Source organism: Leifsonia sp. 2TAF2 (genome assembly GCF_052115085.1).
GTDB lineage: Bacteria > Actinomycetota > Actinomycetes > Actinomycetales > Microbacteriaceae > Leifsonia.
Genome location: NZ_JBFRFY010000002.1, coordinates 313,492 through 326,497, shown reverse-complemented (window position 1 = coordinate 326,497; position 13,006 = coordinate 313,492). Strand labels below are relative to the sequence as shown.

The window sequence follows — 13,006 nt, the reverse complement described above, 5'->3', positions numbered from 1 at the left end:
GCCTGGCCAGCTGATCGTAGGTCGCTGCGGCGGCTCCGTTCCGGGCTTTCGCGGCATATCCTCGCTGCGCTGCGGTATTCCACGGACCCGGCACTGCACCGTCTCCGCTTCCGTTCCGATCCTCTTGCCAAACAGGCGAACCAAACCAGTTGATCGGAAGAAGCAAAGACCATGAACGACACCACAAGCGTCACCGGGACCATCCAGCACCTGGACCCGCACACCCTCCTGTTGGAAGAGAACGTGCGACTCACCGCACCCATCACCCCCGCGTTCGTACAATCCATCCGCGAGAACGGGGTCCTCACCCCCGTCCTCGCCCACCACAACCCCGACGGGACCATCACCGTCCGGGCCGGGCAACGGCGCGTCTTCGCCGCCCGCGAAGCAGGGCTCGCCACCATCCCCGTCTATCTCGTGGAAGCGGATGACGTGGCGACGGAGCGCATCGTGCAGCAAATGGTGGAGAACGACCAGCGCGAATCGCTCAGCGACGGTGACCGGGCGGCCGCGTTCCAGCAGCTCGCGTTCGAAGGGCTCACGATCACCGCCATCGCCCGCCGCACCGGCTCCAAAACCCGGGAAGTCAAGACCGCGCTTGCGGTCACCGAGAACCCCGCCGCCGCGTCCGCGCTGCAGGAGCACCCGCTCACCCTGGACCAAGCGGCCGTGCTCATCGAATTCGACGACAACGAAGAGACCCGTGCCGAGCTGATCCAGGTCGCGACCACCAACCCGGCGCAGTTCCCGCACGCGGCCCAGCGGGCACGCGACGAAAAAGCCCGCGCCCAAGCCAAGGCAGCCGCCGAAGCCGACCTGATTGGGCGTGGGTACGAAATCCTCCACACCGACTCCGGCTACAACGACACCCAGTACACCCGGATCAGCGAACTGCTCACCGCCGAGAACGAGAGGGTCACGGTCGAACACATCGAGAACGTCGCAGGGCGTGCCGCGCATGTTCGCGTCTACGCCGACGGCGAGCCGAGCGTCACCTACTACCTCCACGACGCCAAAGCCGCCGGACTCCACACCTACGGCAGGGCCGCGTCCCAGAGCGGGCCGATGACCGAGGAACAGAAGGCCGAACGGCGCACCCTGATCGCCAACAACAAGGCCTGGGCCTCCGCCGAAGTCGTCCGCCGCGACTGGCTCACCACCCTCCTCACCCGCAAAACACTCCCCAAAGACACGGGACTGGTCATCGCACGAGGGCTCACCGTGCACCGGCAGGCGATCAGCAGCGCCACCCGGGACGGCAACGAACTCGCCCACCAACTACTCGGTGTCGAACCCTCCGGCTACTTCCAAGCCGACAAGCTCGCGGCCCTGCTCGAGCAGACGTCGGGCAAAGCGCAACACGTCGCTTTGGCGATCGTGCTCGGGGCGTGCGAAAGCGTCACCAACAAGCAAACATGGCGCACCCCGTCCCCGACCGATGCCGCCTACTTCACCCAACTCGCGGCCTGGGGCTACACCCTCAGCGACGTCGAACGCATCATCACCGGCACCGACAACCCGAGCGCAACGGACAACCCGGACTCCAAGCAAAAGGTCGCCGACGGCGGCGAAGACTGAAACGCGGGTAGTGGGTCCCGCCACGGAGGGCGGGGCCCACCACCGCGTCTCGGCGCCCAGGTCAGTCGAGTCCGTGCAGGTGCGCGCCGGCCGTCGGCGCTGCGATCACCGCACCGCCAGCCCGACGAACCCGATCCAGTGCCAGGAACGGAACGCACGCCGTCTCGGCGGTCAACGCTGCAAGGTGCCCGATGGCGGTGTGAGGGTCGGCGGCGATCGCCCACCCATCCACCGCATACCGGGACACCGTGTCCACGCATTCCTTCTTCTCTTCCGGTGTCGGGGTGGTGGAGCCGACCACCCCGATCAGCCCCCGTTGCAGTTCCGGGCCCATGTGCGTGGTGTCGATGATGAATACCCGCATGATCGTTCACTCCCCTGCTCGATCGTTTTGTTTGCCTTTCCGGCGGAGAGATCGAGAGCGAGTGGGAGCGGCGTGAGTGCCGGGACCGTGGAATACCGGACTGGAGCGAAGCGGAGGGAGGATATGCCGCGAAAGCCCGGCACGGTAAGCCGCGGGAACGAGCTACGATCGCCCCGCGGAAAGACACACAAACCACAAGGAACAGTGCCGCCGTAGGCGGCTCAACAGGTTCCAGTCGGCGGACGCCTGGAGTGGTTGCAGCTGATCCCCGACGCCCCACGGCGCTTATTTCGGGCGAGATCGGCTGGCGCTGCGGGACGCGGAAAGAGCGGCGGTAGCTATCCAATTGCTCCTGTGATTCATTGGGGAGGAAGTCGACGTTGGGGCGCAGGACTCGGCGTTGCCGCGCGCCGGCTGACGGATTCGCTTGCGGGAGTTGGCTTGCGAGACGATGGGAACGGTCGTCGAGTGCGCCAATCAATCTGTGTTCAGAGCGCTCGCCTTAGAATGTCTTTCGTCCGCCCTAGTCCCCCGTGTAGGGTTCGATTCCCGTCACTTACTGCAGACTAGGGTCCCCACCATCGCGGAGCGGGTCTATCTCGCGCACCATGGCGGAGACCTGCGCATCCAGCAACCCGGTAGCCTCTTCAACGGAAAGGCCTTCCCTCGGCGCGATGAGGATGTCGAACAGACCCCCCATCCCGTAGGCGCGCGAACGGGCCTCCAACGCACGTTCGCGGAAGCCCGATCGATCGCCCGAGGCACGAGCATCCGCCAACTCCTGGCGAATCGCGCGCATTCCGTCGGCTTCGAGTGCGCGATCGAGGTCTGAGAGGGCGTCGACCACCGCATCGACGGCGGCGATGATGGAGTCCTGGCTCAATGAAGCGCCTCTTTGGACCGTTGACGCGGTCGAGATATCACTGATCGTCGTTGCGTTCGCGGATGTTGTAGAACTCCCAAAGTCCGATCTCCCCCACCCTCATAGCCACGCGTTCCCAACTCGTATCTTCGATGTCGTTGATCGTTCGCGTGAGGAATCGTTCGACATCGTGATAGTCCCAACTGTCGACGATCAGAGTGTGATTGACGAGCTTCAGCGAAAAGTTGGTCAGCTGCGACGCAAGCCACGGGATATTACACACGAGCAGCTCGAATGACTCCTCGCCGCGCTCGCCGGCCGGACCAACGTACAGTTGAAGAGGCAAAACGAACGGTTCGCCTTCAGCAGGAGCGAACGTTTCGAGATCGGCGTCCGTTGTGTCGATCAACCGCAGTTCCGCCCTCACTTGCCACCGCCCACGATGTTCATGTGTCCATTGTTGACGTACTTCCCGCTCGATGCCTCACGCCAGCCGAAATTCGCTTGAGTGACACCCTGCCGTGGCTTGAAGGATGGAGGCCTGAAGGTTCGCAACCCATCCGCGCTCGTGAATGCCACTCCATTCTTGGAAAGTGTCGCGCCGGGGCCGACCCAGGCCTCACCGATGGCCATCGCCTGCCAGTAGGTACCCTGCTGCAGGTCGAAGTTTCCTGTGCCCGCGCGGATGTCACGGAGGGTTCCGCTGACATTTGCCCAGTCGGAGCTCGCCTCCTTGATTGCGGCCTCTGCCCCACTTGCGCGCAGCGCCCCACTTCCCGTCTTCGCCAGGGCGGCGGCCGTCTCGATGTCGCCGCACGCTGGGCTCGTGAAGTCAGCCATGCAGACGGAGAACAGCATGTCCCCAGCTCCGGCAGCGGCGTCCAGCAGCCCCGCGATCTGCTGGTCGGAGGCCGCACGCTCAGACTGATTGCATGAACCTACCGGTCCGTAGACCCGCGCAGCCTGGCATAGGGCGCTCGTCAAGCCGCCGCCCGAACCCTCGCCTGGCGACGCCGAACCCGAGAATATGTCGCTCAAGTCCAACGTGTTTGCGAGGTTATCGACGACGTCCTTGATGACCTGGGCCACCACTCTCTGGAGTTTGTTCCAGGTCGGGTAGTAGCTCTGCTTGTTGTTTCCCCCTGCGGAGGGTCGTTGGGGCGCCGCTCCGCCCTTTCCGCCACCGCAGTTGTTGTTCATGTTCAGCGCGTCCGGCGACCCCTTACCTGAGACGTAGCAGTCACCTCCCGGGTCGCTGCTCGTGACCGGATCATTCGCGCTGTAGCTGTATCCGTTGTTCTGCGCGGGGTTGAGGGGAGCGAGGATGGCATCGACGGACAAGAAGCGCCCGAGGTTCGGGTCGTAGGCTCGGACACCCAGCTGGAGCAGACCAGTCGCGCGTGATGTCGACGCGTTGAGGTAGCCGTGATCGTTGTTCCACGGGCTGGCGGTGCCTCGCGAGAGGCCAAACGGGTCGACGTAGCGCCGGGTGAGGGCACCGCCGGACGAGCCGATAGCGATGTCCTGCGTGCGGTTCGCATCCCCCGAAACCCAGGTCAACGTCGTTTGAGCGATTCCAGCTTTCGTCGCTCGCTCAGCGACGGGAACTCCTCCGAGCGAATATGTGCGAAGCGCGGAGGTCGTCCCTCCAGGTGCGACGCGCAACTCCGTATCACCAAGGTCAAGGGTGGTACCACTCGTCGGGTCGCTCTGAAGGAGCAATGCGCCGGACGTGTCATAGACACTCGTCTGAGTGGTACCGCCAACCAGCACGGAGGCCAAACTCCCCCTGGCGTCCCAGTTCAGGGTCTGCCCCGGCCGCGCCACCGTGTTCCCGCTCGCGTCGTACGCGTAACTGTCGGTAGCCCCGGTCCCCGCGGACCGGGTCACGGTCTGCACGGCGTGCGGGTGCGGCGCCTTGCTTGCCGGGTAGGTGTACGTGTCGGTAGTCGCCGACGCTGCCGCATTGGTCGGGTTGTGTGTCACCGAGGTGCGGTTTCCCGTCGCGGGATCGATCGCATATGACGTCCAATATGGCGCGGCCCCGCCAATCGTCGACGCGGTGGGCGTCGCACCACAGTCGTTGCTCGCGGGCGTCCACGCCAGGGTGAGGTCGTGCAGATAGTCGTAGCCGAAGCACTGGGTGTCCGTTCCCGCCGCTCCGGTGGTCTTGATGGCGGTCACGTCGCCGGAGTCGTTGCGGCTATAGGTGCGGTCCGCTTGGACCGTGAACGTTGTCCCCGCCTTGGTGGTGTCCTTGATGTCCAGGAGAGCGGTGGTCGCCGGGTCGTACCCGAACCCGGTGTAGAGGCTCGTTGTTCCCGTCCGTGTGATTTGGGCTAGCTGACCGATTGGCGTGTAGTTCGCGACGCCGTAGACGTCGAGGCCGTCGATGCTGGTGAGGTTGTTCTCGCTGTCGTAGGAGTAGAAGAGCGTCTCCTCGGGGATCCCGCCCATGGCGGGCAGAGTCTTGTTGAGGATGGATCCGTCGATGTCGTAGTAGCTGCTGGTCGTGAAGCTACTGCCGCCGAAGGCTGGCGCACCGCTCGGGATGCTCACGGTGTTCTGCGTGACGTTGTAGAGGTCGTCGTAGGAGTCCACCGTGGATCCGTATGCCAGGCCGGGCGTGCCGGGCACGGATCCTACGTACGAGGTTGAGCTGGCGAGCTGCCCCTTGGCGACGGTGTCGTAGGTCCAGGCGGCGAGCAGCGAGCCGGCGGTCGTGCCCTGGTACTGCGCAGTCTTCCGGTTCAGTGCGTCGTAGGTGTAGCTCACCGTCACGCCGCGGGCGTCTGTGGTCGAGAGGAGGTTCCCGGCGTCGTCATATGTGCTCGACGTCGTCCCGCTGTCGGGATCGTCGGCGCCGACCTGGTGGCCGAGGACGTCGAACCGCCACGACCAGCTGTTGCCGGCCGGATCGGTCATGGACGCCATCTTGCCCTGGGCGTTGAAGCCGTATGTAGTCGTTTCCGTCTGGGCACCAGACGCGGGAGCCGCAGCCAGGTATTGCACGAGGGCCGTCTGCTGCCCCTGACTGTTCGTGAGCGTCGTGGTCGGCGTCCCGCCCGAGGGCGGCGTAGTGTCAACGCGGTCGGCGCCGAGGTAGGCGATTCCGGTGTGGTAGCGCTCCGCGCCCAGCGAGTTCAGGGTGGTCCTTACCGTGCGATCGACCGCGTCGTAAGCCGTGACGGTTTGCGATGGCACTTGAGAGAGCGCGGTCGGCACGAACAACTTGGTCGACGGGTCAACCGACGGAGTCCAGTATGGGGCGTCGGTGAAGGCTACGCGACCGTGCGCGTCGTAGGCGTTGTCGGTGACGACTGTGCCCCCGCCCTCCGCGGGCGCTTGCGTCTGGATCGGCTGACCGAGTCCGTCGAACAACGCGAAGGTGCTGATGCCGCCTCCGGCTGTGAGCGTCTTCGTGGTGACCGCCGATGCGGCGGTCTGGGAGACGAGATAGCTGTATGAGACGGACGGATTGTTCGGCGCGCTCGCCTTCGGGTTACTCGGTAGCCAGACCGCGGTCCGGCGCCCCAGCGGGTCATAGGTCGCGGTGGTGACTTCGCCGTTCTGGTCCGTGCTGCTGAGCTCGCTTCCCCGTGTGGGGTCGAAGGTCGTCGTCGTGGTCCAGCCGAAGGGAGCGGTGGCCGTGGAGACGACCTTCGTCGTGCCACCCGAACCGGCCGGAGCCCCGGCGGCTGGCGTGTACGCCGTTCCGGTTGTGTGCTGAAGGACATCGACGACGGAGGTCGGACGGCCCATGCTGTCGTACGCGGTCGCCGCCTGGGTGACCCAGTGCGCGGACGCGAGCGTTCCGGCCGGGTAGCCGTCGACGATCTCGACCTTGGTGGCATCCCCCTTGGTGGGCGAAGCTCCGTACGCCTGGCCGTCGTAGCTGGTGCGCACATCGCTGATCGCATCGCCCGGAAAGTGAGCGTCGGGCAGAGACGCACAGGCGACCCCAACCTTGGACACTTCTGCCAGTGCTCCGACGATGCCGGCGCCCGTGTTCGACGTCGCGTAGGTCATGGTGCTGCAGGTCGCCGTCGCATCCGACGGTTCGACGCTCGTCTGCGTGATCAGACCGGTGGCTGCGTCGAACGAGCTCTTTGTGTGGACGGAGCGTGTCCCACCGGTCGATACCGGCTCAGTCTGCAAGGTATCGGCGTCACCGGTGAAGCGCGCAGCGTTGACGCCGTTGCTGGCGGTCGGGTTGGACGCCCACGGTGTCGTCAGCACGTCGGAGACGATCGGGCCGGCGACGCCATTGAGCGTCTTGGCCTCCCGCGTGTGGCCGGCCAGCCAAACGGCGTCGACGATGCCTCCGACACTCACCGACTTGGCGCCGCCGCTCGCGGACGCGCGATCGCCGTCCATGCCCTGAAAGAAGGTGTAATCGGTCGTCTTCTGGCTGGAGGGCGAATCGTGGTCACCGATTCGGACCTCCACACTGCTGTAGCCGGCGAAGACGGACCAGGTCTTCTTGTCGTCAGGGACGAGGGGCGACGTGTCGTAACGCCACGCGGGCGTCCCTGTGTAGACGTAGTCCGTTTCCTGCGGGGCGTCGTTGCCCCCACCGGTCTTGGGGTCGGCCATGACGGTTGTGACGACGTACTTGTGGAACAGGTCCTTCTGGGCCGGCTGCGGCGGGGCCACTTTAGGCGTCCACCACTGGAGGAAGCACCGATTGGTGTTCGACTCGGGTGCCGCCTCGATTGCGGCAGCGTTTGACGGCGTGCACTGCTGCGGTGAGTAGCTGACGCTGAGGAGTCCGCCCAGGGACGTCTGGATGCTGGTGATGCGGTACTTGTCGAGCGGCGCCAGGCCGTCGAAGGCCCAGACGCGGTTCTGCATCGTCAGGCCCCCAAAGGTGGTCGTCGGCTCGGCCAGGCTCGTGCTCCCGCTGTAGCCCGTGTGGTCGATTTTTGTCAGCCAAAGGGCTGCGGCGGTCGTGTCTCCCGGGTCTGGGAAGGAGTGGCCGAGCGTCCACGCATCGACAGTGGCGTAGGAGCCGGACACCAGTGCCTTGGTGGTGACGGTCGACAGCATGGAGGTCGTCCAGAAGGTGGGGGAGATCAGGCCGGGGCAGGTGGCCGCCGTGCACGACTGGTCGAACGGCACATCGGGGTACGCCGTTGGGTGGGCCGGGGCGGTGGCGTTGCCGCTGACCGGTTGCGCGGTGCAGTTGGCGTGGGTGGCGTCCGAGCAGCGGCCGTACGGGTCGTAGCCGAATTGGACGCGCCCACTGGCCGCGTTTGCCGCGTAGGCGTTCCCGGTGACGAAGCCATAGTCGATGTGGTCGAGCTCGCCGCCGCGCGTGTACCCGCTGACGGTCGTGTTGTTTGCCGTGTACTTGTTCGTCTGGGCGTTGTAGTAGAACGCTTCTGCGTTGCCGTGGATGTCGACGATGTAGTCGAGGTTCCAGCGCCACGCCTGCGCGCAGGACGATGCGGCGAAGGTCGCTCCGTGGCACGGCTCGCCTGCGTCGTTGCCGTATACCGGTACCGTCCATGCCGAGTTCGTTGTCGGCTTTCCGCTGCTGAATCCTGGGAGCTGGTTGAGGCCGAAGTAGTACTTCGTGCCGTCGGTCGTCGTCATCCGCCAGCAGTCGGTGTCGTAGGTGCCGTTCGCCGCGCATCCGGCAGCGGTGCCCACGAGATGCTCGAATCTGGTGCCGTCATCGGACTGCAGGCGCCAGGTACCGCTCGCCGTGTCCTTGATGATTTGACCCGAGTGGCCGGCGAAGGAGATTGTGGCGTTGTCGGTCTTCCAGCACAGGTCGCCGGAGGTGGTCACGGGGCCCGAAGCGCCGTTGTCGGTGGCGCAGGACACGTAGGTGCGCTCGATGAAGCCAGCACCCGCGAGACTCCAGCCTTCGCCGACCACGGAGGGCTGGTTGTTGGTGGAGCCGGTCTCGCCGTCGACGGATTGGGAGTCGTAGGAGAAGGACAGCTGTGGGGCCGGGCCTGCGGGAGCCGGCGGCACCTGCAGGGGGTACGACCAGGAGAAGTCGCCGGTCTGCGCAGAAACATCCCACGTCGACGACGGCTTGAGAGAACTGGCGGTGAAGGTGCCGGTTCCGCTGGCGGAGACGGGGGTGGCAGTAGCCGCGAGGAGGACGCTGTGCTCGGAGAGCGTCGGAGTGAGAAGTGTGGCGCCGTCCGCGTCGCGAGCGGAAGGAACCTCTGCGGTTCGCGCCTTGGCACCGGATGCGTCACCGTCGAGCTGTCGCCATTCGACGCGCGAGCCGTAATCCGCTCCGTACACCGAGTCCAGCAGCGCGCGCGGGATGCGGACGGCGACTGGGGCGCCGTCGGTGCCGGCGTCCGCTCGGCTCAGCGAGAGCACGAGTCCCTTCAGACCCTGCTTCTTTGCCGTCTCCGGGGCCACGACCTCGGCCGTCACCCGGGTCACGTCGGCATGGACCGTGCCCTTGGTCTTGGAAACGAGCGCTTGGCCGCCGGCCTGAGCGGCGGCGACCTGGATGCCGGTCGCCCCGACATCGTGCCAGTCGCCCGCGATCGTCGCCGACTCTTTTCCACCGGATTTCGTGGTGAATGGATGCGGGATCAAGTGCGCCGGGATCGCCACGGCGTAGCTCCCGGGACCGGGAAGGCTCCCCAGGTGGGGCGCGACGGACATCGAAGAGGCCGGGTCCTTTGACGGTGCGAGCTCGGCGGCCGATCGCCCGTGGACGGGGATGCCTCGGTCTGGGTGGGGTGGTGCAGCGGCCGCGGTCGTGCCGAGAAGTGCGGTCGCCGCCACGGCGATCGCCGTTGCGACGGCGACCAACGGCGAGGCGGTGCGCGTGCGGGCGCTCTTGCTCCGAGTGCTCATGACTTTCCCCAGGGTCGATCGAACGAGAAGAGAAGTGGCGCCTGGGCGTAGTCCAGGCGCCACTCGGCTTATGGCAGGTTGGACAGTACGTCCGCCGGCAGCGACTTCAGATCGGCTGCCTCGGTGGCCCAGGGATACTGGATGACTACCCAGTACTGATCCTTGAACACCTGGAGTTGGCCGTTGCTGAAGTAGGCCAGGTCACCGATGCCCGGAGCTGCCGTGCCGGTTGCCGCAGCGGTCTGCAGCTGCGTCATCGTCCCGAGGTCGACGATCTTCGCGACGGAGATGTCCAGGCTGACATTGCCGGTCTCCCGGAGCCAGCGGCAGGCGACACCGTTCCACGCGAGCGCCCTAGCCTGCAGGCTTCCCGCAGCGGGGACGTAGCCGGTTTGCCCCGACAGGTTCGGGTCGAAGTTGTACATCTGCTGCGGAGTGGCTACCTGGTCGCAGCGGAGGTTGACGACGCTTCCGATCGACGTGTCCGGCGGGGCAACCTCGGTCGGTGCCCTCATCAGCGAGAGATTGAGCAGTTGTGCCGTGGAGACCACGCCGGGAAACACCGACGGGCGAGCGATCTTGCCGACCCACGGCGCGGACGTGGTCAGCGATCCGGCGAGGGGCCACGTGCATGCCCCTCCGACGCAAAGCGCCCCGTTCGCGCTGGAATCGTTGGCGGCCGATGGTTGCGAGGTGAGGACTGCAGCGGAGATCTGGGCGTTGGTCAGGACCCGGAGGTTTTGGTTGACGGAATCCCAGATTCCGGTGAGGAGGGTCCACTTCCCCGTCGGGAACGACGTTGCGGACGCGGTCGCGCAGCCCTTTGCTCTAGTCACGACGATGGTCCGGCAGAACTGCGCGTTGCCGTTGACGTCGGTCCCCAGCGTGAACGCCGCGATCGAGTCGGCGCTCTGCGAGAGCGCGCTCGAGTATTCGGAGACTGCGACGTGCGCACCAGCCGGAGCGAGCGGGTCGAGGTAGAGGTATGCCGAGACTGTGAAGCTGCCCTTAGTGTCCACCGCCTGCCGCTCGGAAGTGCTCACTGTCGAGGCGCTCGAGTAGCTCAGGAAACTCGTCGGGATCCCGCGGTAGCTCCTGTCGTTGACGATCGTGAGCGGTCCGCCGAGCAGCTGCCGGGTGGTCGTCCCAACCGATCCGGCGTTGACGTTCAAGTCCGGTACGGCCGTGGCCGAGGTCGCCAGTTTGGCGGAATCCCAGATGTGCCCGTTCGTCGTGCTCACGTTCGCGTTGTCATCGTTCGCACTTACCGCAAGCCCGGCAGTAGAGAATCGCCCACTGCTGTCGAGCGAGGGACGACCGGCCTGGTTGTAGCTGACCACCCACAACGTTGAGAGCGAATCGATCGGAGCGACAGGGAGGTCGGCCGTCTTCAGGCTCCCCGCGACAGGGCACGCATAACGCACAGGACCGGATGCCGAGTTGCAGGGCGGGAGGGGCTGGTTCTCCACGACGGGTGTCAGAGCCGGGCTGGCCGCAGGGGCGGGAGCACTCGACGGCGCCCACCAATAGGCGAACAGAACCGCGCCGTCGCTCGCCGCACCACCGAGTTGCACCGTCATCGGCGCACCAACGACCGGCGGGGCGGTCGACGTCTGCGTGATCGTCGGAATGCTCGGACTGGCGTTCGTGGTCCGGAAGTAGCAGCTGACCGAGACCGGACTGACGCCCCCCGTGTTGTCATTGGTCTGCGAGTCCCACCGATAGTCGCCCGGCGGAAATGCCCCCGCCCCGAAGGAGACGGCTGCTGCAGTCGATGTCGACGGACCGAAAGACTTCGTCGTCGCGAAACCGGTGTTCGTGATCCCGTGGACCCCGAAGAACGTCGTCAGGCCCTGGCCCGCGTCCGCGTCGCCCACCGTGTCGGCCAGCGTGATCGGCTGAGTGCTGTCCAGCAGGGTGGGGTTGTTCTTGTCCGTGGAGCAGGTGCGCGGCGGGCTGGTGTACTTAAGCGCGCCCGGGGTGTTCGGGATTGTGTCGTAGGTAACGGTTAGCGATGCATCCCACCGGTAGTGCTTGCGGGTGTACTGGTTACCCTCGTTGGCGGGGGCGATTCGGAGCCCCAGCTGGATGTATGCCGAGCGGTTGGCTGCGGCAGATTGCGCCGCGTGGGTCGCCGTGAAACCGACCCGCGTCGCGTTCGGTGCGCACGGGCCCCCGTATGGGTTGCCCTGCTGATCGATCGCCTGCCACCACTGGTTGGGTTCCTGGTTCCAGCTGAAGCCGGGCGTCGTAGAGCCGCCGTACTCCCATAACTGGACCAGCGTCGTGTCGCAGCTGTTCGCGTAGGTCTGCGTGATGTTGAAGTGCGCGCTGCTGACGATCTTGCCGGAGAGGAAGTCGGTCTGGAACTGGAAGAACGCGCGAGAGAGGTAGCCGACTCCACCCTGGATGCCATATCCCACGCTGTCCTCGGGGGGGTCGAGGTAGTGCTGGTCGGGGAATGCTCGGTCGGTGTACCAGTCGGCTTGCAGGTAACTGCTCCAGTCGGGGTCGATGTACAGCGGATACGTCGGATTAGTCGCGGTGATCTGCTGGACCTTCAGGGCGACGCTGCTGTCGGTGCTGGTCATCGGGACCGCAGTGGGCTCATCTGCACCCGGTGAGTCTGCGTCCGCCGACTTCTCGGAGGAATCCCACCAGAGGGGCGTGGCCGAGGCCACAGGCTCTCCGGACTTCGTCGCGGCCGTCAGAGTGCGGGTCCCGGCCTTCTGCTCGATGACGGCCCCTTGCACGGCGAGCGTCAGATCTGCGAGCTTCCGGTTCTTCGCCGCTTCTGCGGTCTTGACGATCAGGACTTCCGACATGCCGGCGTTCGTGGCGGTGAGCCGGAGGTCGACGCCTGGGAAGACGCCAGGGTAGATCGCGTGCGAACCGGAGACTGTTGGCCGCGGCAGCTTTCCGTACGGCCACGTCTCTGTGAACCACTGCCCGGACTCGGACTGCACCTGAGCGATCGTGCTCGAGCCGCCGGCGGTGAACTTGACCCCGGCCGCGGTGACGCGTGGGGCGAGCCAGCCATCGTCCGTCGCTCGAAGTGAGGTGTCGATATCCGTCCAGAGCCCGGATACCTTCGCGCGTTGCGGCACGATACTCGACGTGGCCTGCATGCTGCCGTCCGGCAATGCCTCGATCAGCTGCGTCGGCGTCGTCTGATCGTCCACCGCGACGCGGTGATGATGGGCGGCAGCGATGGCACGCGCCCCGGCTTCGGTAGCACTGTGATCTGCGTCAGCCGGAACCGATGGCGCACTAGCCACCGAGAAGGTCGGGCGCGGTGGCGTCGGCGCTGCCTCGGCCGGCGATGCGACCGCCAAAAGTCCGACCGCCAGAAGAACCGTTGTCGC

The 13,006-nt window shown here is 65.9% G+C and carries 6 protein-coding genes; 1 reads left to right on the top strand and 5 read right to left on the bottom strand.

The window, feature by feature from the left end:
- The first annotated feature begins 171 nt into the window (after positions 1-171).
- Positions 172-1,578, top strand: coding sequence for a ParB/RepB/Spo0J family partition protein (locus tag AB4Z18_RS13835; protein ID WP_441783308.1), 1,407 nt, complete (start codon positions 172-174; stop codon positions 1,576-1,578).
- A gap of 61 nt (positions 1,579-1,639) precedes the next feature.
- Here the strand turns inward: AB4Z18_RS13835 and AB4Z18_RS13830 are convergent, their stop codons facing one another.
- From AB4Z18_RS13830 to AB4Z18_RS13810, 5 genes are all read right to left on the bottom strand, one after another.
- On the bottom strand, positions 1,640-1,942 hold the full coding sequence (locus AB4Z18_RS13830) for a hypothetical protein (protein WP_441783307.1): 303 nt from the start codon (positions 1,940-1,942) through the stop codon (positions 1,640-1,642).
- A gap of 556 nt (positions 1,943-2,498) precedes the next feature.
- On the bottom strand, positions 2,499-2,825 hold the full coding sequence (locus tag AB4Z18_RS13825) for a hypothetical protein (RefSeq protein ID WP_441783306.1): 327 nt from the start codon (positions 2,823-2,825) through the stop codon (positions 2,499-2,501).
- A gap of 37 nt (positions 2,826-2,862) precedes the next feature.
- Positions 2,863-3,231, bottom strand: a complete 369-nt coding sequence (locus AB4Z18_RS13820) for an Imm8 family immunity protein (protein ID WP_441783305.1) — start codon at positions 3,229-3,231, stop codon at positions 2,863-2,865.
- Positions 3,228-9,641, bottom strand: coding sequence for an RHS repeat domain-containing protein (locus AB4Z18_RS13815; RefSeq protein ID WP_441783304.1), 6,414 nt, complete (start codon positions 9,639-9,641; stop codon positions 3,228-3,230). The genes AB4Z18_RS13820 and AB4Z18_RS13815 overlap by 4 nt, the downstream gene beginning before the upstream one ends.
- 68 nt (positions 9,642-9,709) lie before the next feature.
- Complete coding sequence (locus AB4Z18_RS13810; protein WP_441783303.1) at positions 9,710-12,823, bottom strand: hypothetical protein; 3,114 nt, start codon at positions 12,821-12,823, stop codon at positions 9,710-9,712.
- Positions 12,824-13,006 lie beyond the last annotated feature (183 nt).